The sequence below is a fragment of the Nocardia sp. NPDC051321 genome (assembly GCF_044455225.1).
GTDB lineage: Bacteria > Actinomycetota > Actinomycetes > Mycobacteriales > Mycobacteriaceae > Nocardia.
In genome coordinates this window covers 40024-60848 of sequence record NZ_JBITEM010000008.1, presented here as the reverse complement: position 1 = coordinate 60848, position 20825 = coordinate 40024, and the positions used below count along the sequence as shown (strand labels likewise).

18 protein-coding genes are annotated in these 20825 nt (G+C 66.2%); 7 read left to right on the top strand and 11 right to left on the bottom strand.

What is annotated here, in order from left to right; all coding sequences use genetic code 11:
* Window positions 1–314: 314 nt before the first annotated feature.
* Window positions 315–701, bottom strand: coding sequence for a hypothetical protein (locus tag ACIA8C_RS20120; RefSeq protein WP_397136721.1), 387 nt, complete (start codon window positions 699–701; stop codon window positions 315–317).
* Window positions 702–813: 112 nt separating this feature from the next.
* Window positions 814–1302, bottom strand: coding sequence for a hypothetical protein (locus tag ACIA8C_RS20115; RefSeq protein WP_397136719.1), 489 nt, complete (start codon window positions 1300–1302; stop codon window positions 814–816).
* Window positions 1303–1542: 240 nt separating this feature from the next.
* On the opposite strand from ACIA8C_RS20115, the gene ACIA8C_RS20110 reads away from it, so the two are divergent.
* The 4 genes from ACIA8C_RS20110 (at window position 1543) to ACIA8C_RS20095 (ending at window position 6298) form a co-directional block, all read left to right on the top strand.
* Window positions 1543–2787, top strand: coding sequence for an FAD-dependent oxidoreductase (locus tag ACIA8C_RS20110; RefSeq protein WP_397136717.1), 1245 nt, complete (start codon window positions 1543–1545; stop codon window positions 2785–2787).
* A 118-nt stretch (window positions 2788–2905) separates the two neighbouring features.
* On the top strand, window positions 2906–3865 hold the full coding sequence (locus ACIA8C_RS20105) for an alpha/beta hydrolase family protein (protein ID WP_397136715.1): 960 nt from the start codon (window positions 2906–2908) through the stop codon (window positions 3863–3865).
* Between the two features lie 87 nt (window positions 3866–3952).
* Window positions 3953–4618, top strand: a complete 666-nt coding sequence (locus ACIA8C_RS20100) for a hypothetical protein (RefSeq protein ID WP_397136713.1) — start codon at window positions 3953–3955, stop codon at window positions 4616–4618.
* 156 nt (window positions 4619–4774) lie between these two features.
* Window positions 4775–6298, top strand: a complete 1524-nt coding sequence (locus tag ACIA8C_RS20095) for an FAD-dependent monooxygenase (protein ID WP_397136711.1) — start codon at window positions 4775–4777, stop codon at window positions 6296–6298.
* 73 nt (window positions 6299–6371) lie between these two features.
* Here the strand turns inward: ACIA8C_RS20095 and ACIA8C_RS20090 are convergent, their stop codons facing one another.
* The 3 genes from ACIA8C_RS20090 to ACIA8C_RS20080 all read right to left on the bottom strand — a co-directional run bounded on the left by ACIA8C_RS20090 (window position 6372) and on the right by ACIA8C_RS20080 (window position 12407).
* The gene (locus ACIA8C_RS20090; RefSeq protein WP_397136709.1) at window positions 6372–8042 is read right to left on the bottom strand and encodes a bifunctional 3'-5' exonuclease/DNA polymerase; all 1671 of its coding nucleotides are present in this window, start codon (window positions 8040–8042) and stop codon (window positions 6372–6374) included.
* A 71-nt stretch (window positions 8043–8113) separates the two neighbouring features.
* Complete coding sequence (locus tag ACIA8C_RS20085; protein WP_397136707.1) at window positions 8114–10150, bottom strand: CocE/NonD family hydrolase; 2037 nt, start codon at window positions 10148–10150, stop codon at window positions 8114–8116.
* A 139-nt stretch (window positions 10151–10289) separates the two neighbouring features.
* Entirely contained in the window at window positions 10290–12407 is a 2118-nt protein-coding gene (locus ACIA8C_RS20080; RefSeq protein ID WP_397136705.1) for a HelD family protein, read from the bottom strand.
* A 103-nt stretch (window positions 12408–12510) separates the two neighbouring features.
* Here ACIA8C_RS20080 and ACIA8C_RS20075 point away from each other — a divergent pair, with 103 nt between their 5' ends.
* A complete protein-coding gene (locus ACIA8C_RS20075; RefSeq protein ID WP_397136703.1) occupies window positions 12511–13134 on the top strand; it encodes a TetR/AcrR family transcriptional regulator in 624 nt (207 codons plus the stop codon).
* Between the two features lie 6 nt (window positions 13135–13140).
* On the opposite strand, the gene ACIA8C_RS20070 is transcribed toward ACIA8C_RS20075, so the two are convergent.
* Genes ACIA8C_RS20070 through ACIA8C_RS20060 form a run of 3 tightly spaced genes read right to left on the bottom strand, consistent with a single transcriptional unit; the run spans window position 13141 to window position 15279 of the window.
* Window positions 13141–13719 (bottom strand): TetR/AcrR family transcriptional regulator, encoded by a 579-nt coding sequence (locus tag ACIA8C_RS20070; protein ID WP_397136701.1) that lies wholly within the window; start codon window positions 13717–13719, stop codon window positions 13141–13143.
* Complete coding sequence (locus ACIA8C_RS20065; RefSeq protein ID WP_397136699.1) at window positions 13716–15086, bottom strand: amidase; 1371 nt, start codon at window positions 15084–15086, stop codon at window positions 13716–13718. Before ACIA8C_RS20065 ends, ACIA8C_RS20070 begins: the two co-directional genes overlap by 4 nt.
* Complete coding sequence (locus tag ACIA8C_RS20060; RefSeq protein WP_397136697.1) at window positions 15073–15279, bottom strand: hypothetical protein; 207 nt, start codon at window positions 15277–15279, stop codon at window positions 15073–15075. Before ACIA8C_RS20060 ends, ACIA8C_RS20065 begins: the two co-directional genes overlap by 14 nt.
* A gap of 118 nt (window positions 15280–15397) precedes the next feature.
* On the opposite strand from ACIA8C_RS20060, the gene ACIA8C_RS20055 reads away from it, so the two are divergent.
* Window positions 15398–16264 carry an MBL fold metallo-hydrolase gene (locus ACIA8C_RS20055; RefSeq protein ID WP_397136695.1) on the top strand — a complete coding sequence of 289 codons (867 nt, stop codon included), beginning with the start codon at window positions 15398–15400 and terminating at the stop codon, window positions 16262–16264.
* A gap of 305 nt (window positions 16265–16569) precedes the next feature.
* Here ACIA8C_RS20055 and ACIA8C_RS20050 read toward each other — a convergent pair whose 3' ends face one another.
* Complete coding sequence (locus ACIA8C_RS20050; RefSeq protein ID WP_397136693.1) at window positions 16570–17007, bottom strand: heme-binding protein; 438 nt, start codon at window positions 17005–17007, stop codon at window positions 16570–16572.
* Window positions 17008–17199: 192 nt separating this feature from the next.
* Between ACIA8C_RS20050 and ACIA8C_RS20045 the strand changes: the two genes are divergently transcribed.
* Window positions 17200–18348 carry a serine hydrolase domain-containing protein gene (locus tag ACIA8C_RS20045; protein ID WP_397137425.1) on the top strand — a complete coding sequence of 383 codons (1149 nt, stop codon included), beginning with the start codon at window positions 17200–17202 and terminating at the stop codon, window positions 18346–18348.
* Window positions 18349–18408: 60 nt separating this feature from the next.
* Here ACIA8C_RS20045 and efeB read toward each other — a convergent pair whose 3' ends face one another.
* The gene (gene efeB / locus ACIA8C_RS20040; RefSeq protein WP_397136691.1) at window positions 18409–19689 is read right to left on the bottom strand and encodes an iron uptake transporter deferrochelatase/peroxidase subunit; all 1281 of its coding nucleotides are present in this window, start codon (window positions 19687–19689) and stop codon (window positions 18409–18411) included.
* Window positions 19673–20806 (bottom strand): iron uptake system protein EfeO, encoded by a 1134-nt coding sequence (efeO, locus tag ACIA8C_RS20035; RefSeq protein WP_397136689.1) that lies wholly within the window; start codon window positions 20804–20806, stop codon window positions 19673–19675. Before efeO ends, efeB begins: the two co-directional genes overlap by 17 nt.
* Window positions 20807–20825 lie beyond the last annotated feature (19 nt).

Sequence of the window (20825 nt, the reverse complement as noted above, 5' to 3'; positions counted from 1 at the left end):
CCCGATCGCGAGGCCGTTCGCATCGCAGGACCGGAGATGCAATCGGCGCTTTTACGAGGTCAGTGCAATCCCGCAGCGCCCGATATGGGATATTACCGGACCAAACCGTACACATACTATGGGCCGTACGCATGCAAAATTTGCCTTGAAAGCGGTGAAGAAGCGGTCAAAGAGGGGCGATACGTCGACTACTACTGCTGGATGACGGCTCCGTCCAGCCCAGACCTCATCGTGGAGCAGTGGGTCGCCGTCGTATAGCGACGCAAATACGCTGCGGTGAGCTGCCATTCAGGGTTCAGCTCACCGCGGCGATTTCACGGCAGCCACGGTGTCGGGTTGTTTCCCGGGTGCATTCGATCCAACTCCTCGTCGAGTTTGACCCGGCGCTCCTTGGCTGCCTCGACACTCGGCAGGCCCAGTCCGTCCGCAATATCCTGCCAAGTCATCTCATTACGGAGAGCGACGTCGATGAAACAAACCTCAGACTGGTCTACCTCACGCCGCATCTCCACGATCAACCGCCGCCACGCCGACAACACCTTACCCGGCATACGACTCATCGCGTCATGATTCTGCAGTAACGTCATAGCCATCAACGGGCGGTCACGGAATAACCGAAACCCCTTCTCGTCCAGCGTATCACGCAACCATTTTTCAAGAGCAGGATCTAATTGCCGCTCATCACTGACCATGTCATACATTGTTCGGTCCTTCCGCACCACTGTCAACGATTCCGAACACCCCGACTTCGGGTTGACCTAGTTCGTCCTGCAGCGCGGCGAATTCGGTTTCCAGCATCCGCCCGCTGCCGGGCTAGGACATGATTCGAAAGTACGTGAGGTTGAAGTCGAGTTCCCAGGTGGTGCCGTCGGTGGATTTCTCCCACGCGCCTGCGATCTGGTTGGCGTCGGCACTAAAGGTGCCGGTAAACCGTTGGGAGAAGCCGGGTTCCGTGCGCCAGATGCGTAAGGTGTCCTGGTGCAAGCTCATCTGGTAGGTACGGTTTACGCCGCGGGAATCGTAGTGGTGGCGGATGAATTCGCCGTCGCTGCCTACTCCGATGATGACGATAGTGTCCGGTGCTATCGGGTTGTCGACGGTCGATCGCTCGATCAGGAAACGTTTGGTTTTCATCCATTCGAAGGTTGTCCGGCCACTTCGGTCGGTGACGGCCGTGGTGTCCGGCCCGAAGAAGCCCGCCTCGAAACTGGCCTCCACCTCCCATCGGCCTACGAGCGGTTCGAGGCGGTCGAGCGCGGTATCCCTATCGCCAGGGATGTCCGAGGGTTGTGCGTTGGCCATCGCGATTCCTCCTTGTAGTCCTCAACCATATGGACGCCGCGGACGACCCAAAGTCATCGCTCGGCCGGGTGTGTGACTCGAAGGAAGTAGTTGCGCACCACTCGTGATCGGGTGGCAGCGGCGCGCAGCTTCTTGTAGGTTGATGGTGTCTTCTCACCGGAGGGCCCGACGGGCGCTCGTAGGCTTCGGCCTCACCGAATGGTTTCTCGGTGCCAGGTGGCATCGAGAAGGTGGGAGTCGTTGTCGACTCCGGTGAGGTATGTCTTGATCAACCCCGAAGCATCTTTGTTTCCGCACGTCGTCGTGATCGGCGCGGGCCTCGGCGGGCTCTGCCTGGCCCAAGGTCTGCGGCGGGCGGGGATCAGTGTCGCCATATACGAACGGGACACCTCCGAGGCGGCGCGCACCCAAGGCCATCGTCTGCATATCGATGCGCGCGGCCGGTCGGCATTGTCGAAATGCCTTCCACCGCAGCTATTCTCACTCGTCCGAGCAATCGCCGGACGACCGGCGCCCCAGGTGAACGGTTTCGACCATCAACTGCGCCCGACCGGAGTGTTCGCGCTCGACGATCCGCCAGGGGACGCGCTGCCCGCACACACGGTGCTCGACCGGCAGGTGCTGCGTCGAATCCTGCTCACCGGGCTCGACGATGTCGTCCATTTCGGACGCCGTTGCATCGGCTACGACCGCGACCGCGACGACATTGTCACAGCTCGATTCGCGGACGGCAGTACCGCGCAGGGGTCGGTATTGGTGGGTGCCGACGGCATCGGATCGGTGATCCGCGCTCAGCGGTTACCGACTGCGCGCGTCGTGGACTCCCAGACGCGCCTGATCTACGGACGAGTACCGCTGACACCAGAACTGCGCCACGCACTGCCGCCGACGATGTTCAGCGTCTTCAATTCGGTTGTCGGACCGGGCAATCGGTTCGTCGGCATCGCGCCGGTGGAGTATCGCGAACGACCGACGGCAGCCGCGGTCCGGCTGGCACCCGAGGTCGCTCTCGAACCAGCGACGAACACTCTCGCCGTGATGTTCGGTCGTCGCCTCGATCGGCTCGGGTGCTCCGATCAGGAACTGCGCGCGGCTTCCGGCCGGGAACTGCGCGACTTGGTTCTCGAGCAGCTCGCCGGTTGGTATCCGTTGGTGACCGAGATCGTCGAGAGATGGACTCTCTCGACGATCTCGCCGATCAGTATTCGCAGCAGCGTCCCGGTCCCGCCGTGGCCGACGTCGAATGTGACATTGCTCGGCGACGCGATCCACGCCATGAGCCCAGCCGCCGGCGCGGGCGCAAACATCGCATTACGGGATGCCGCCGCCCTCGCTCTCGCCTTGACCGAAATGACAACCGGCCGAACACTTTTGGCATCGATGGGCGACTACGAGCGGGCCATGACCGACGAAGGCTTCCGCATGGTTCGACTCTCCGCCGCGAATGGCGCCCGGACGCTCGGCGCTGACCCGCTGCCTGGGTGACCAGCAGCCCGACGTTGACAAAGCGGAGCAACGTTCCATATATTAGTGGAACAGCGCTCCGCTTAGGTCGAGCCCCAGTGGACGCTGCTGAACCTCAGGCCATGGAAGGCATACCATCATGAGTGAATCCACTTACCCCGCCGACGTTTTCGGCTCCCCCACCCCGGTCCTCTCGGTCAGCCCGGTAGTGCTGCCGAGCCTCGGTCGACCCGTGGACCTGCAGGTACGAGTTTCCGCGCCGGTGACCGGCAACGACCTGCCGATCATCCTGCTCTCGCACGGCCAAGGCCACTCGCACCACCTCTCCTCGCTGAACGGCTACGCCCCCCTGGTCAACTTCTGGGCGGCGCACGGCTTTGTCGTGATCCAGCCCACCCATCTGAGCTCGACGACGCTGACGCTGGATCCCAATACCCCTGGGGCTCCGATGTATTGGCGATCACGCGCCGAGGACATGCGGCACATCCTCGACCAGCTCGACGTGCTCGAGGCCGCCGTCCCGCAACTCAGCGGGCGCCTCGACCGCGGCAAGGTCGCCGTGGCGGGGCACTCGATGGGCGGGCACACTGCGAGCCTGCTGCTCGGCGCGCGGCTCACCGACCCGGCGGACGGTACGGAAGTGAACCTGGTCGAGCCGCGGATCACGGCGGGCGTGCTGCTTGCCGCGCCCGGGCGCGGCGGCGACGCACTCACCGAGTTCGTGGCGCAAAACTATGCGTTCATGTCGACCCCGGACTTCGCCGACATGACGACGCCCACGCTGGTGGTCGCAGGCGAGAAGGACGCCTCGGCCCACCTGACGATCGCGGGCCCCGACTGGCACGCCGATCCATACTTCCTCGCCCCCGGCCCCAAGTCCCTGCTCACCCTGTTCGACGCGGAGCACGGGCTCGGCGGCATCTCGGGATATGACGTCGCCGAGACCACCGACGACAATCCCGAGCGGGTCGCCGCGGTCCAGCACCTCACCGCCGCCTATCTGCGCGCCCAGTTCTTCCCGGGCGATACCGCTTGGCAGGCGGCGTGCGACGCGCTGACGGGCGGCCCGGACCCGCTCGGCCGGGTCGAATCCAAGTAAGCCGAAGAAACATCCTCCGTACCGGGCGAAACACGGTGCGATGCATGCTGATCCGATTATGTCGGCAGGTGGCGCTAGCCTGCTGACATGGTCGGAACAGACTCGGCACTGCGCCGACTAATGCGTGAGACAGGCAAGCTGCTACAGCCGTACGGCTTCGAAGGCTCGGCGGACACGTGGGTGCGCGTTACGCCGGGCGGCTTGGCGTCGGTCGGGCGCACCCGCACGCTGCGCACCTGGACCGACGGGCAGCAGGTGCTCCGATTCGGCCTGTGTCTGAGCGCTACGCCGACCGCCTGGTGGGAGTTCCACAACTGGCGTAATGCGCAGCACGGTCGTCCACCCGTGCCGATCGAGCAGGCGAGCGGTCCTGGCTTGATCAACGATCACGGCATTCCGGATCACCTAACCGAGTTGTGGTCGCTGGGGGTCGATCCGAGCCAGCCGGGCCGGCATGCACTGCAGGCGGATATCGACACCATCCGCGCCGAGCTACCCAAGCGGGTGCACGCTTACGCGCGGCGTGCGCTGCGACTGCTGGAACCGGACATGTACCTCGATGAGCTACTGGCCGACCCGGACCCGCGCTACGCGACCTGGGAGGCGATCATCGTCCTGCTCGCCGACCGCGGGCCGGGGCCGGAACTGGACGACGCGGTCAGCCGATTCCGGGCGTGCCTCGCGGATCAGGACGCACCAATCGACGCGGAAAACCTTATCGCCTACGCACAAGGTCGCGCGGCGCTCGTCTGAGTGGGTGCGTCAAGGAGATTGCCAGAGCTTCGCGTTCGGCCGCGGTAGCCCCCTTCCCGCTCTCAACTTATATCGCAACCAGGGGCTTGCCGCAAGACCCGGGTGATGCCGCAGAATCGCTGTCCTGAGCAAGAACTGCGTAACTAGGAGTGGCGAGTGACGGACACCGACGTGATCATTGTGGGCGCGGGCCCAACCGGCTTGATGCTGGCCGGCGAGCTCGGCTTGGCCGGGGTGCGGCCGCTGGTGCTGGAGCGGCACCCGCAGGCGCGGGAAACTCCGAAAGCCCACGGTCTGGCCGGGCAGATCCTGCAACTGCTGCGTTATCGAGGTGCACTGGCCCGATTCGAGGCGGCCACCACCGATCCCATGCCCGCGCCCCGATTCCCGTTCGGCGGTGTGCATCTGGACTTCACGCAGCTGACGGATTCGCCGCTGCAGGCGCTGCCGCTGCCCCAGCAGGGACTCGAGCGGGTGCTCGAGGAACGTGCTAGCGAACTCGGGGCCGAGATCCGTCGCGGCCACGAGGTACTCGGGGTGCGTCAGGACGAGGCGACGGTGACCGCGGAGGTGCGTGGCCCGGACGGGGTGTATGAGGTGACGGCCCGATACCTGGTCGGCTGCGACGGCCCGCGCAGCCGGGTCCGTGAGCTGGTGGGCATCGAGTTTCCCGGAGTCACCTATCCGGAGGTCAACCGGGTCGCCATGGTCACCCTGCCGGATTCGGTGACCATGCTCGACAACGGTGACCTAGAAGTTGCCGGGTTCGGCACGGTCAGTGCCGGTTTCACTCGGACGGACCGGGGCGTGCTCGGGGTCGGATCGTTGACGCCCGGGGTGCTGTTCCTGTCGACGGTGGAAGACGAGCCCACCGAGTACGACGACGACGTGCCGATGACCATGGACGAGTTCCAGGCCAGCGTCCGCCGGGTGCTCGGCGCGGATATTCCGTTGGGCGACCCGATTCGGTTGTCGCGCTTCACCTTCAAGGCTCGGCATGTCGACCGGTACCGGGCCGGGCGGATCATGGTGGCGGGCGATGCCGCCCACCTGCTGCCTGCTACCGGCGTGGCGCTCAACGCGGGCATGCTCGACACGGTCAACCTGGCCTGGAAGCTGGCCGCCGAGATCCACGGGTGGGCACCGGAGGGTCTGCTGGACACCTATCACGACGAACGCCACTTCGCCGGTGCCCGCGCGCTGCTGCAGACCCAAGCGCAGGTGGCGCTGCGGCGCGGGCAGGACCCGGCCGCCGAAGCACTGCGGGCGGTCTTCCAGGAACTGCTCGTCGATGAGCAGCCGTTGCGCCGGATGGGCGCGCTGGTCGCGGGCAGCGACATCCGTTACCCGCGCACCGATCCCGACGAGCACGCCTTGACCGGCGCCTTCGCACCCGACCTCACGCTGCACACCGACGAGGGCACCACCTCGGTCGCGGAACTGTTGCACACCGCGCGGCCCGTCTTCCTGGATCTCGCCGAGCGCGCGGACCTGCGCGAGATCGCCCGGGAATGGGCGGATCGCATCGACATTCGCCAGGGAAAGACCGGCGACCGACCGGCCGACGCGGTGCTGATCCGGCCGGACGCGCACATCGCTTGGGCCGCGACCATCGACGAATCCGCCGAGACCGCCGCGCGCACGTTGCGCGCGGCGCTCTCCCGCTGGTTCGGCGCTTAGCGCACCTATCACGGCCGCCCCGAACGCCTTTCGCGGGCGGCCGTGCAGGTCCTGGACGGGGTCGAACGCGCCCCTATTTCGCATCGAAGTAGCACTCGACCACGGCTGTCGTGAACGGGAACCGCACCGGTGTCGGGCCGAAGGTGATGCGGCCTGCCGTCTCCGCGGCGGTGGTGATCATGTCCGCGACCGCCGCGGCTTCCTCGGCCGGGCAGTGCACGATGACCTCGTCGTGCTGGAAGAAGACCAGTTCGGCGCGAAGTCCGGCCTGGCTCATCGCATGCCGCACTCCCGCCAGCATCAGCAGGACCCAGTCGGCGGCGCTGCCCTGCACCACGAAGTTGCGGGTGAAACGGCCACGTGCGCGCGCCGCCGCGGTGCTGCCATATCCATTGACCGTCTCCTGGGCCAGCTCTGCTTGCTCGGGCGAGGTGACCGAGGCCGGTGGGCAGGTGCGGCCCAACCAGGTGCGCACCAGCCGACCCTGTTCGCCGGCCCGCGCCGCGTCATCGACGTAGGCCATCGCGATGGGATAGCGGCGGCGAAGTTCGGCCATGTGCGCGAGCGCGTCGCCGGAGGTCTGGCCGTAAATAGCGCCGAGCAGAGCGATTTTGGCTTGGGCGCGGTCGCCGCCGAAGGCGCGGGCCGCCAGATCGGCGTACAGGTCGTCGTCGCGGCCTGCCACCTCCATCAGGCCTGGGTCGCGGGAGACCGCGGCAAGTATTCGCGGCTCCATCTGGTCGGCGTCGGCGACCACCAGCGACCACCCGGGATCCGCGCGGATCGCCTGCCGGATCACCTTCGGGATCTGCAGGGCACCACCACCATTGGTGGTCCAGCGGCCGGAAACCGTGCCACCGGGCAGGTATTCGGGACGGAAACGGCCGTCGTGCACCCACTGCTCCAGCCAGGCCCAGCCGTTGGCGGTATGCAGGCGGTAGAGCGATTTGTATTCCAGCAGCGGCGCGACCGCGGGGTGATCGATCCGCTGGAGCTCCCATTTCCGGGTGGAGGACAACGAGATTCCGGCGCGGCCGAAGGCTCTGATGATGTCGTTGGGCAGGTCCGGTCGAACGCGCACGCCACCGAACGCGCGTGACACCTCGTCGGCCAGCTCCGCCATCCGGCGCGGTTCCAGGCCGCTCGGGAAGCGCTCGCCGAGCATCCTGTCCAGTAACTCGCGGTGTACGTCCGCGCGCCAAGGAATTCCGGCTCGAGACATTTCCGCGGCCACCAGCATGCCCGCCGATTCGGCGGTGACGAGCAGCCGCATGCGCTCCGGATGTTCGGCCTTCGCGGTGCGGGCCAGCTGTCCGGCGTACACCTCCAACAGTGCGGTGAACTCGTCGGTGCCCGGCGGTAGTGGCACCGGGCCGGACTCGAACAGCGAGGGCTGCGTCTCCGCGGCCCGTGCGGGCGCGTCGGGTGGAACGGGCAGGTTGTGCAGTCGAGCCCAGGCCGCGGCCAATGAGCGGGCCTGGCCCGACTGCCCCTCCTCGTGGCCGATCAGCAGCGCCTCAGCCGCCTGCACGTCGTAGCACCGCTCGACCCGCACCCCGGCCGCGAGCAATGATCGGTAGATCTCCGCCGTGGATCGCCACACCCACCGCTCGACCTCGGGACGCGAGCGCACCGCCTCGGCTAGCGACGGCTCGTCGACCACCGGACCCGCTGGTCGACCGTCCTGGTCGAGCGGACACAGACGCGCACCTCCCTCGCCAGTTTCGGCCACCGCCCATCTCATGCCCGGAGTCTTGCACCGGGCACCGACATCCTTCTCGATGGTCGACTACTTCGCGAGAGTCGCGGGCCGAATCACCAGGTCGGCCGACCTCCGACCGGCACATTGGCGAAGCTCGGTTCGTTCGGGTCGAGCTGCAGGTGCTGGGGCGCGAGCTGGCTGTCGACCAGCATGGGCAGCAGCGGCAGACCTTTCGGAAGGTTGCTCGCGAAGACGTCAACGCGTAGCCGGTGACCGGGCTGCAGCACGGCGTCGGTCGGGGTGAGGCCGAGGTCCAGGGCGGTCGGCACGCCGGGCAGGATCGGCTGGCGGCCGGTGAGGGTCAGCTGCGGATAGGGGGCGGTCAGGTCACCGTTCGGGGACCGCACGCTGCGCTCTGGATCGATGGCGCGCAATGATGCGGTGAGCTGGCCGGTGGCCAGTACCGTCGAGCGGCCGTCGGGACCGACATCGTTGATGGTGGCGGTCCAGTAGCCGTCGACGGCGTCGAGAACGGTGTTGAGGTGGACGTTGACCGGGCCGGAGATCAGCGTCGGTTCGTCGACGGGCGCGCTGGTGAAGGTCAATCCGTTGAGTTCATGGGGCCGTGCGTCTTTCGCGCAGCCGGACAGGATCGAGGCCGCACCGGCGGTCACGACCGCGGTGTCGTTGGAGCAGATACTCGTCACGCCCGGCGCGACAGTCAACCGTTCTGGCGCGAACTCGGTTGCGGTGGTGAGGCTTCCGTCATGAACGCTGGTTGCGGTGGTGCCGCTCGGCGCGGGGCTGAGGTACATGCGCTGATATTCGACGCCGGCGCGCGGGAACTGGTCGGTGCTGGTCCAGCCGCCGCCGATCTGCTTGCTGGTGATCGGTCCGTAGTTGTCGACGCCGTTGTCGATACCCTTGAGCCACTTGTCGAACCAGGCACGCTGCAAGACATCCAACCGTGGCGGGAAGCCCTGCTCACCGAAATCCGCGCCGACATTGATGTGGTAGGCGTTGTCCATCAGCAGCTGTTTCTGCCCTGGCGGCAGTTGAATCTGTTGGTAGATAAACGGTTCGGTGTTGGCGAAGACGTCGTGCCAGCCGCCGACGACGAAGGCCGGCGTGCGGATCCGTTCCGGGTGCGAGAGCATGCCGTCGCGTAGCGGACTGTGCTCGTTGAACAACGCGCGCACGCTGTCGGGGAGTTGGTCGATATCGGGCACGGTCAGTGCCGCGAACAGCATGTCGAAGAAAGTCATCGGGCTGGAAACGCGGTCCACCAGCCACTTCCAGTCGAAGCGCCCCTGCACGGCGGAGAGCAGGTCCGGCAGGAGCTTGGTGACATTGACACCGACCAGCCACGCGGGCACGAACCCGATCTGCAGCGCGCCGCCCGGCGCGAGGATGTCGCGCAGCAGATCGCTGCCGGGCACCACCGGAAAGATCGCTTTCAGCGCGGCGGGTTGCTTGTCGGCGGCCTGGATCTGATTGACCGCGGAGTAGGAGACGCCGCTCATCCCGATATCGCCGGTAGACCAGGGCTGCTTGGTGATCCAGTCGATCGCCTCGATGCTGTCCTGCTGCTCGCGCGCACCGAAGAACTCCATCACCCCCTGCGAGAACCCGGTACCGCGCACGTCGATGACGACCTGGGTGTAGCCGGACCTGATCAGGTTGCGGTCGACGGTCAGGTTACGCGGCAGACCGGTGCCCCACGCCTTGGTGATGTCGGTGACGCCGTCGAAAGGCGTTCCGGTGAGGTCGAAGTCGCGGAACAGCTGCAGTATGGCATCGCCGAGCACCGGCACCGCCAGCGCCGAATCCAGCACGTTCCACACCAGTTTGGTGTACGGCGTGAGGTTGAGGATGGTGGGCGTCGGCTCGACCACCGGCGCACCCGACGCGTCGGCGGGACGATAGATGTTAGCTTTCAACACCGTTCCGTCGCTCATCGTGATGGGCACGTCCCAATCGATGTGCACATTCGGATAGCGCGGCGGCGCATCATAGGCCGCCGCCCACGCCGCACCCTCGGCACCGGCATCCGGATTTGCCTGTGCCGCAGGTGAATACGGCATGATCACGAGCATTGCCGCGGATACCGTCAGCAGCATCCGAAGCGCGAGAAGATAGGAAGCGCGCATTCCGTCACCATATGTGCGCTGGGTCACCATCCACCAGGACCGAGCCGGGCCGAGACCACCACCGAATCGAGCGCTGCGGTCACTGCTTTGCCGCGAGCAGCGCAGTAGCGGATCGCTACAGCACAGTCCCTTACGAACGTCAGACGCTCATCGCAGGTTCTTGGACAAGGGGTTCCGGCAGCACGTCGGCATGGATGACGCGGAGGTTGCTGACGGCTCGGGTGAGGGCGACGTATAGGCGTTGCAGGCCGCGCGGTTCGGCGTTGACGATGCGGGACGGTTCGATGACGAGGACGGTGTCGAATTCCAAGCCTTTGGCGAGGGTGACCGGGATCAGACTCAGGCGATCGGAATCGGTGCCCGGTTCATCGGTACCGAGGATGGTGTGCGGTAAACCGTTGTCGGAGAACGCTTTGTGCAGACCTGCGATGTCGTGGTCGGCGGCGATAACTCCGACGGATCCTTCGTCGGCCAGGGCGGTGGCGCATGCGCTGAGGATCGCCTTGGTCATGGCCTGTGTCGCCGTTCTGGTGATGTGGAGTGCGTCGGCCGATTGGCGATAGGACGCGGGGCCACGTAGTTCGGGAGCGATGTGTGGGAGTAAGCGTGCGGCATAGTCGATTACCTGCGCGGGAACTCGGTAGCCGCGGGTCAGTTCTTCGATCTGGCCGTCCGGCCTGCCGAGGTGGGTGAGGACGGCGGTCCAGTCTTCGGCGGCGGCGGGGCTGGTGGCTTGGGCCAGGTCGCCGAGCACGGTGCAGGCGCCCGCGACGCGGCGGCCGATTGCCCGGATTTGCATGGGGCTGAGGTCTTGGGCTTCGTCGACCACGATATGGCCGAGTTTCGCCGGACGCTCGATCAGGGCCGAGGCCTCATCGATCAGCGCCAGATCGGCACTGCTCCAGCGCATTCCCGGCAGGTTGCGTGGCCGCGGCACGCACAGGATGGCGTGCTGTTCGTCGGCGGAGAGGATGCCGTCGGCCGCAAGGGCCAGCAGGTCGGGATCGGTTAGGAGCTCGAAAACCACCCGCCCGGAATCGGTCTCGGGCCACATCTGCTGGACGGCGCGAACGATCGCCCGGTTCCGGCGGAGCTGGCTCAGCGCGCTCGGGCTAGCCGATTCCCCGCGCCGCTCCAGCTGGCGCAGCACGAGCAGGCTCAGACGCTGGGCGAGCAACTCGATACCGCTGCGGTAGTCGCTGTTGCGGTCGCGGACCTCGTCGAGTTCGTCGGCGATCTCGTCGGAATAAAGGTGCCAGGTGCGTTGCAGGTACTTGACCTGCACTGTCTCTTCGATGGGCCGGATTCGCGAAAACAGTTGCCGCCGAATGACTTCGGCCATCCGCGCATCGCCCTTGATCCGCTCCACCCTCGGCTCCTCGACCCGCGTGACGGTGATGCCCGGGTTGGTGAGTTCGTCGATGGTGGTCTGCAAGACCTCGACTTCGCCGAGAGCGGGCAGCACGTTGCGGACGTAGGCGAGAAAGGACCGGTTGGGTCCGATGACGGCGACCCCGCCCTCCCGTCGCAACCGTTCCCGCTCGGTGAACAGCAGATACGCCAGCCGATGCAAACCGACCGCCGTTTTTCCGGTGCCCGGCGCCCCCTGGATACACAGCGTGCGCTCCATCGGAGAACGCACCAGGCTCATCTGTTCGGGTTGGATCGTGGCCACGATGTCGCGCATCGGACCCTTGCGCGGCCGTTCGATCTCCGCGGCCAGCAGATCGCTGCCCTCGGCCCGCGCGAACCGAGAATCCAGCGATTCATCCTCGAAGGCGGTCAATCCGCCGCGATGGTCGAAACCGAAGCGGCGGCGCACCCGCACTTTCAGCGGATCCTGGTGGCTGGCTTCATAGAACGCGCGCGAGAGCGGGGCGCGCCAGTCGATGACCATGAGCTCGCCGGCCTCGTCGCTGACGCCGCGCCGACCGATATAGACGCGATCGCTGTCCGGTGCGGCCGAAGGTGAACCGAGATCACGGATTTCGTCATAGACGTCGCCTAGCGGGAAGTCCAGACGCCCGAAGAACAACGGCACATCGTCGAGGCCGGACAGCTCCTCGATCTGCTTCTTGTGGAACTGCCGGGCCGCGAAGTTCTGCATCTTGTCGAAGACATCGCCCGAACCCCTGCCCGTGGCGAGCGCGGTCACGGCCTCCTCGCGCATGCGCGCGAGCGCCGCGCGGCAGCTGCTCAGATAGTCACGTTCGACCTGAATCTCGGGTTCGACCTGGTCGTACTCAGCATCGTGCATGGTCTCGGCAACTCCCCCACCTCGAAGTGCAAATCACTTAACTCGGTCAACTATATAACCGAGACAATTTGTAGACCAAATCAAATTTGACTACGCTGGATCCATGGAGGAGCCCGGTCTGCGCGAACGCAAGAAGACCCGCACGCGCGAGGCGATCGCGGAGGCGGCCTTCGCCCTGTTCCAGAAGTCCGGGTTCGACGGCGTCTCGGTCGCCGACATCGCCGCTGCCGCCGAGGTGTCCAAGCCGACCCTGTTCGCCTACTTCCCGACCAAGGAAGATCTGGTCCTGCGCCGATTCATCAACGGAGGCAGAGGTTCCGCGCTCGTCGTCCGGGAACGCCCGCCCGGCACCTCCGCGCTGAATGCGCTACGCCAGTACTTTCTCGACCGGCTGGCCGAACGCGATCCCCTCACCGGACTCAACGACACCGCGGCGGCCATCACGTTCCATAACCTGCTGTATTCGACGCCCGCGCTGATGGCCCACCTGGCCGGCTACATGCTCGACCAGGAGCAGGACCTCGCTGATGAACTGCTCGCGTCCGGCCAGCCGGGTGACGCGTTCACCGCACACCTGGTCGCGGGGCAGGTTTTTGGTACGCAGCGAATCCTCACATATCACAACGCCATGGCGATACGTTCCGGCCACAGCGCGGACGAGGTTTATCCGGCGGCAGTCACCCGCGCCGAGAAGGCCTTCGACCTGCTAGAGCGCGGGTTGGCGTGACCTCAGTCAGTCCGTCTCGCGGCTTGCCCGGCTCGTGAACAGGTCGTCGACGAGCCGGTGGGCGTACTCGGCGCTCAGCGCGCCGGGGCGAAAGAGTATGCGGTACATCATCGGAGCGACCACGCGGTCGAGAATGGCTTCGGCGCCCGGTGGGGATTCGCCGCGACGGTCGGCGCGGGTCACGATGACGGCGATCTGCTCGGCGGCGTAGTCCGAGCACTGTCCGGCGTTCGCGCCCTCGGGGTCGCCGAGCAGAGCGTCGCGGATGTAGGCGCGACCCGGTGGCGAATTCATCTCGTCCAGGAATTGTTCGGCCCAGGCGGTCAGGTCCGCGGCCAAGGTGCCGTGGTCGTCCGGTTCGGTTTCCGGGCGGAGTCGTTCGACGGCGACGTCGGAAAGTAACTCGCGCAGATCGCCCCACCGGCGGTAGATGGTCGACGGGGTGACTCCGGCGCGGGTAGCGATCGACGGAACGGTGAGCGCGTCGCGACCGACTTCCGCCATCAGCTCGTTCGTGGCCGTATGGACCGCCTGTTGGACGCGGGTGCTGCGTCCGCCAGGACGGACCATCGGTTTGCGGCTCATGCGGGGACTACAGCCGCGGCTTGTTCGTAGGCGCGCCCGGTTCGCAACACTGTGCCTTCGCCGAAAGGGTGACCGAGCAGTTGCATGCCGATCGGCAGCCCCATGCGGTCCTGGCCGACCGGCAGCGACAGCGCGGGGACGCCGGTGATGTTGGCCGGAGCGGCGAGTCGGACGTAGGCATCGGCGACCGCTTCCGAGGTGCCGTCGGGCCAGGTCACTGTTTCTTGGCCGACCGGCACCGCGGTCATCGGAACCGCCGGTGCCGCAAGCACATCCACCTCGGCCAGCATCTCGGCCCAGGCCCGGCGCATCAGGGTTCGCGCGCGTTGCGCGCGCAGGTAATCGCCCGCGGACAGCAGTTCACCGGCTTCCAAGAACAGGCGGACGTCGTCGCCGTAATGCTCGCCAGCCGTACGCAGGGTTTGCTCGTGATAGGAACTGGCCTCCGGAACCATCAGACCCCACTGGATGGCCTTGATGTAGCGAGTCATGGGAATTTCGACGTCGACGAGTTGCGCGCCGAGGTCTCGCAGCTGCTCGATTCCCTGCCGGACCGCGGCCGTGACCTCGGGATCGACGTGGTCGAAGTAGTAGTTGGTCGGCACGCCGACCCGCAATCGGGTCAGGTCGGATTCCTGGCGGTCCTCGGCGGGCGTCGGTACCGAGGCCGGGTCGCGAGAGTCGTACCCGGACAACGCGTTCAGCACCAAGTCCGCATCGGCGACGGTGCGGGTGATCGGGCCGACGTGGTCCAGCGACCACGACAGCGGAACCACCCCGTGCCTGGACACTCGGCCGTAGGTCGGTTTGAGGCCGACGACGCCGTTGAGTGCCGCGGGCACCCGGATCGACCCGCCGGTGTCGGTGCCCACCGCGAAGGTCGCCGCTCCGGCCGCGACGGCGACGGCGGATCCGCCACTCGATCCGCCCGCGATCCGAGTGGGATCCGTTGCGTTGCGGGTCTGCGGGGTGATCAGGCCGTAGGCGAATTCGTGGGTGTGTGTTTTGCCGAGCAGGATGGCTCCGGCGGCGTCCAGGCGGGCGGCAACAGCGCTGTCGGCCTCGGCGCGGTGGGTGGCACGGACTCGGGAACTGGCCGTGGTGGCGAGACCGGTGACATCGATCAGATCCTTGAGCCCCATGGGGATTCCGTGCAGCGGACCCCGCGAACGTCCGGCGGCGATCTCGTGTTCGGCCGCGCGCGCCGCGTTCCTGGCCTGGTCCGCGGTTACCGCGACGTAGGCGCCCAACTGTGGTTCCACCTGCTCGATGCGGTCGAGCACCGAATCGACCAATTCGACGGGCGAGATCTCCCCGGCGCGGATCGCGGCCGAGGCCGCAGTTGCCGTCAGCTCATACGGTTTCATCGTGGTCCTCCTTCGCGCGGTAGACGGCAGCGGGCGTGATGTCGGTCAGATCGAGCTCCCGCAGGAGGGCGACGACGGAGTGGACGTACTCGGCGGCAGCCGCCAGACCGTCGTGCCGCTCGACCGGTAACTCCAGCCCCGCGCGGGCTGCCCAGTGCGCCGCCTCGGGCGCGGTGAGTGGACGTGTGGACATGGAACCCCTCAGCGGTTGGACGTGTCGTTAAACGCGAATGGTTTGCGTTAACGTCACAGTAGGGGCTACCGTTACTTAACGCAAACCAATTGCTTTTAACGTCGAAGAAGGAACGCCGATGACCGCAGCCCCCTCCTGGACCGTTGGCGACCTCACCATCCACCGCATCGATGAGATCGCGCTGCCACGACCAACCGGCGCCTGGCTGCTCCCCACCGCCACCCCCGAACTGGTAGCCGAAAACCCCTGGCTGCAACCAGATTTCGCCGACACCGACGGCATCCTGAATCTGCACAGTCACACCTTCGCCGTGACGATCGACGGGTTGCGCGTGCTCGTCGACACCGGCATCGGCAACGGCAAGGCGCGCGCGAATCCCGCTTGGGACAACCTCGACACCGACTACCTTCAGCGCCTCGCCGCTACCGGATACGCCCCGGAGTCCATCGATCTCGTCGTACTCACCCACCTGCACACCGACCACGTCGGCTGGAACACCCAGCGGCACAACGACAGCTGGGTTCCGACCTTCCCCAACGCCCGCTACCTCACCTCACGCACCGAATGGCGGTTCTGGGCCGACTACGACATGGACGGGCCCCGCCAGCAGATGTTCGACGATTCCATCCACCCGATCAACGACGCCGGGCTCCTCGACATCCTCGACGTTCCCGACTCGGGCCTGGAGGTGGTGCCGGGCCTGCGCCTACTCCCCACCCCCGGCCACACACCAGGACACCTCGCCGTCCAACTCGGCAGCGCCGCGCTGATCACCGGCGACTGCATCCACCATCCCGTCCAATTCGCCGACCCCACCATCGGCAGTTGCGTCGACATCGACCCGCGCCGCGCCGAGACCTCCCGGCGCGCCCTACTCCAATCCCTCACCGGCACAAGCACTCTCCTGCTCGGCACGCATTTCCCGCCGCCCACAACGGGTGTCGTCGTCGACCACGAAGGTGCCTACCGGCTCATCCCGGCCTGAAGCCTCGGGACCCGATACCTGCCAACAGGTTTCAACAACCCCCAGGACTCGATCACAGGCCGTCCAGGATGACGGCGGACGACTGTAGGTAAGACCCGCAGGGGCTCAACGGGGTGCACGAGACGGCGCCGATCGGCACCGAGACTACCGTGTTCGGCAAAGCCGCGTCGGCGTGACACCTCGGATATCCGCACCACGGAGAACCTGTGCGTCATCGATGAACTGCGGCAGTTTCGTCATCCGCCAGATTATCCACCGGCACCGACACCCCGCCCATGGCACCGGAGCCCTACCGGGCGCATGGCCTACTCTGCGCGCGAGCGGTATTCGTGCCAGCGGTCTACCGCCGTTTGCACGGCTCCCTCGTCCTCTGTCGCATGACCTCCGGAAGCGCCTGCTGCGCCGAGTACCACGCCGGCGTCGGTGATCAGGATGCCGCCGGCGAACGGGATGAAGTCGCCACCGTTGAGGTGTTGGATGCTGTCGACTATCGCGCCAGGCAGTGCGATCTGGCCCGATGGCTGTAATGCCAGTAATGCGGTGCGGGCCTTGGCGACAGCGATGCGGCTGGTCATCGGCATGCCGCCGTCGGCGCGGCGTAAAGCGATCACCGCGCCGCTCACATCGAGGACGGTCACAGCCAGTGGTGGGAAGCCACGCTCTGCGGCGACCTCCAGCGCGGACGCCACCAGCCAGTCGGCATCGGCCAAGTTCAGTCCAGGTAGTCGAGGAGCCTCGTTCATGAGCTCGAATCTAGCGGAGTAGACCTTGCGACAAATGGACACCGCGGCACCACGCTGGGGTGGGGCCAGCACGACCGGAAAGAAGGGGGTCTGCCGGATAGGAGAGCTACCCGCCTGCCCATAGCGTGATCGTGTCCGCAGCAGAAAGGAATCACCTTGCGCATCAGGGTATGTGATCGATCGTTGGCTACCGTGGTGGCGACCGGAACATTGGTCGCCCTCATCGCCACGTCTTGCAGTTCGACAGGAGCCGATCGAGCCGAGCCCGCCGCAGCTACCGGACGGGCGAAAATCACTGAGGCCCTGAACGATTTGATCTCGATAGACCATCTGCCCGGTGCCCAGATCGTGATCACCGATCACGGCCAGGCGTGGACCGCGACCGCCGGTGTGGGCAACGTAGAACAGGGCGCCCCCTTCCCGGACAACGCACGGGTCCGGATCGCCAGCAACACAAAGACATTCGTGGCGACGGTCATGCTGCAACTGGTGGCCGAAGACAAGGTCGAACTGGATGCGCCAGTGGAACGGTATCTGCCGGATGTCGTGCACGGGCCCGGTATCGACGGGAATCGGATCACGATCCGAAACCTGCTGCAGCACACCAGCGGAATCCCCGAGTACGCGGCCGAGTTCGGCGTGCCGCCCAAGCCGGGACAGCTCGAGACCCACGACGAACAAGTGCGTTGGGGGATAACGGATATGACGGAGGTCGTGCGCAACGCCCTCACCGCACCCGCCGATTTCGCACCAGGCGCACAGTGGGCCTATTCCAACACCAATTACGCACTCGCGGGAATAATCATCGAAAAGGTCACCGCGAGTTCGCTCGGCGCGGAAATCACCCACCGCATCATCGAGCCACTCGGCCTATCCGACACCTACTACCCGAACCCCGACGAAACCGCTATCCGCGGCCCGCACCCCCTCGGCTACAGCGAGATCGACGGCAAACTGATCGACTATACCGACCAGAACGTCACCTCGGCAGGCGCGGCGGGCGCGATGGTCTCGACCGGCGCGGACCTCAACCGTTTCTTCACCGCCCTCCTGGATGGAACCCTGCTACCACCCGCCCAGCTGGCAGCGATGAAAACCACCGTCCCCCTCGGTGTTCCGGACTCCGACGCGGCCTACGGCCTAGGCCTGCTCTACCACCGACTCCCCTGCGGTAAAGACAGCTGGGGCCACGGCGGCGACATCGACGGCTTCGAAACCCGCGGCGGCGCAACCACCGACGGCCGCTCCGTCACCGTCATCACCAACCAGGTCCCCGGCACTCCCGAACCCACCCAGCACATCAACCAACTCGTCGACACCGCCCTCTGCCCCACCACCTGACAACAACGTCAAGGGCCGCAAGGCAGTGCAGCGAGACTGCCTTGCGGCCGTGGCCGGAGGTCAGGCCGTGAACAACGTCGATCCCCAGTAGTCGTCGGCACCGACGCCCGGCGGGACCGCGAAGACCGCCGAACCAACGTGTTTGATGTACTCGTTGAGGGCATCGTTGCGGGCGAGCTTTTCCTGCATCGGCACGAACTGGGTTTGCGGGTTACGGCAGTAGGCAATGAAGAACAGTCCGGCGTCGAGGTGGCCGAAACCGTCGGAGCCGTCGGTGAAGTTGTAGCCGCGGCGCAGGATTTGGATGCCGCCTAGTTCTTCGGCCGAGGCCAAGCGGACGTGGGCGTTCATATCGACGAGCGGCCCGGACGGTCCCGCCGACTGCAGATCGAGTTCGTCGAACTCGTCCGTGCCGCCCATGGGCGCCCCGGAGCCCTTGGTGCGGCCGATCACCCGTTCCTGCTCGTGCAAGGTGGTGCGATCCCACGGCTCGATCAGCATGCGGATCCGGCGGGTCACCAGATAGGAGCCGCCTGCCATCCATGCTTGGTCGTCGCCGCGATCGACCCAGACGAATTTGTTGACGGTGTCCTGGTCCTCGGCCTTGATGTTGCGCGTTCCGTCCTTGAACCCCAGCAGGTTTCGTGCCGTCGTCTGGCTGGTGGAGGTCGAGGAGGTACGACCGAAACCGAGCTGCGACCAGCGCACCGACACCGCGCCGAAACCGACGCGCGCGAGGTTACGGATCGCGTGCACCGCGACCTGCGGGTCATCCGCACAGGCCTGGATGGCGATCTCGCCGCCACTGCGCGCCGGTTCGAGGGCGTCGCCGGTGAACTTCGGCAGATCGGTGAGCGCCTTCGGTTTACGCGCCGCGATCCCGAACCGGTCGACGCCGTCGGCGGTGCTGAACAGCGACGGACCGAACCCGATCGTCAACGTGAGCCGCGAGGGTGCGAGATCGAGCGCCTCACCGGTATCGGTCGGCGGTTTGTACGCGCCCGCACCGATGGCGCCGTTTTGCGCGGCCTCGCGCCCGGAGGTCATCCGCTCCGCCATCAGCGTCCAGGTCTTCAGCAGATCGATCAGCTCGGCGCGCGATTTCGTGTGCACGTCGAATACCGCGAAATGCAGCCGGTCCTGCGCTGCGGTGACGATGCCTGCCTGGTTGGCGCCGCGGAACGGCACCGAACCGGCGGCGGCCGCCGCCGCCGAGGCGGGACTCGACATCCGCCCGGCCAGCACCCCGGCCCCGGCCGCCGCGACGCCGATACCCGCTGATCCGATCAGGCCGCGGCGCGAGATGCCACCGCGGCCCGCGGTCTCACGATCCCGCGACAACGCCCTGCACCTGACTCACGACCGCGGACAACGCGTCGATCTGGCGTGCTAGTGCGGCGCGCTGATCGTTGTTGACCTTCTCGTAGCTGACATGCCCGTCGCCCTGCCGGTACTTGGCCAGCTCGCTGTCGAGCTCGGCGAAGCGCCGGTCGATCTGCGTGCCGAGCTCGGGATTGCGCTCGTCGAGGATCGGGCGCAGGCTCGCGATCGCCGCCTGCGAACCGTCGACATTAGCCTGGAAATCCCAGAGATCGGTGTGCGAGAACGTGTCTTCCTCGCCGGTGATCTTCGTGCGCGCGATTTCATCGAGCAGACCCTGCGCACCGCCAGCGACCTGGACCGGATCGACAGCGTAGCTCGGCGCGTTCACCCCGGCGACGAGTTCGCCGATATCGGAAAGAAGCTGGTCGGCAAGCTGATTGGTGTCGGGCTGCAGACCCTGCGTCCACAGATCCTTTTCCAGCCGGTGGAATCCGGTCCACTTGTCGCCAGCGGCGACATCGGCTTCACGCAGATCCAAACGCGGGTCCAGATCATTGGGGAAGCTCTCGGCGACCGGTTCGATGCGCTCGTAATAGGTGCGGGTCACCGGGTACTGCTTCTTGGCCGACTCGATATCACCGGTTTTGATCGCCGTGACAAACGATTTCGTGGTCTCCTGCAGCGCGGTCAGCTGACTCAGCAGGTAGCGCTTGTAGCCGTCGGCCGCGTCGGCGAGTTTGCCGGTCTCGTCACGCTTTTGCGCCTCGCCGGTCACGGTGAAATCGTGCCGGATTCCGTCGCCGACCATGCCCGGCTTGCACGCGGTCTGGTACTTGCCCGGCTCGGGTACCGACACGATCAATTGACGCGTGAGGCCGGGGCCGATGTTCTCGATCTCACCGATGACGCGTTCGCCGGCGCCGTAGACGTAGAACTCGGTGACCTTGGTCCCATTGTTGGCGATCCGGAAGGTCACGGTGCCGGTGTCGGCCGAATCCTTGGCCACCGCGCAGGTGGAGTCGTCGGCGGTGACCGCGATATCGCCTGCCGCCGCGGTCTCGGTCTTGCTGGTGCACGACACCAGCAACGCGGGAACTGCCACCGCGACCGCTATCGGGAATATGGAGAAACGCACGGAGAGTGGACCTTTCGTT

Coding starts and splice junctions, on each gene's coding strand:
- ACIA8C_RS20120 (WP_397136721.1), bottom strand. CDS start 701: ATGTATGACATGGTCAGTGATGAGCGGCAATTAGATCCTGCTCTTGAA.
- ACIA8C_RS20065 (WP_397136699.1), bottom strand. CDS start 15,086: ATGAAACCGTATGAGCTGACGGCAACTGCGGCCTCGGCCGCGATCCGC.
- ACIA8C_RS20105 (WP_397136715.1), top strand. CDS start 2,906: ATGAGTGAATCCACTTACCCCGCCGACGTTTTCGGCTCCCCCACCCCG.
- ACIA8C_RS20055 (WP_397136695.1), top strand. CDS start 15,398: ATGACCGCAGCCCCCTCCTGGACCGTTGGCGACCTCACCATCCACCGC.
- ACIA8C_RS20115 (WP_397136719.1), bottom strand. CDS start 1,302: ATGGCCAACGCACAACCCTCGGACATCCCTGGCGATAGGGATACCGCG.
- ACIA8C_RS20100 (WP_397136713.1), top strand. CDS start 3,953: ATGGTCGGAACAGACTCGGCACTGCGCCGACTAATGCGTGAGACAGGC.
- ACIA8C_RS20075 (WP_397136703.1), top strand. CDS start 12,511: ATGGAGGAGCCCGGTCTGCGCGAACGCAAGAAGACCCGCACGCGCGAG.
- ACIA8C_RS20090 (WP_397136709.1), bottom strand. CDS start 8,042: ATGAGATGGGCGGTGGCCGAAACTGGCGAGGGAGGTGCGCGTCTGTGT.
- ACIA8C_RS20080 (WP_397136705.1), bottom strand. CDS start 12,407: ATGCACGATGCTGAGTACGACCAGGTCGAACCCGAGATTCAGGTCGAA.
- ACIA8C_RS20050 (WP_397136693.1), bottom strand. CDS start 17,007: ATGAACGAGGCTCCTCGACTACCTGGACTGAACTTGGCCGATGCCGAC.
- ACIA8C_RS20060 (WP_397136697.1), bottom strand. CDS start 15,279: ATGTCCACACGTCCACTCACCGCGCCCGAGGCGGCGCACTGGGCAGCC.
- ACIA8C_RS20085 (WP_397136707.1), bottom strand. CDS start 10,150: ATGCGCGCTTCCTATCTTCTCGCGCTTCGGATGCTGCTGACGGTATCC.
- ACIA8C_RS20070 (WP_397136701.1), bottom strand. CDS start 13,719: ATGAGCCGCAAACCGATGGTCCGTCCTGGCGGACGCAGCACCCGCGTC.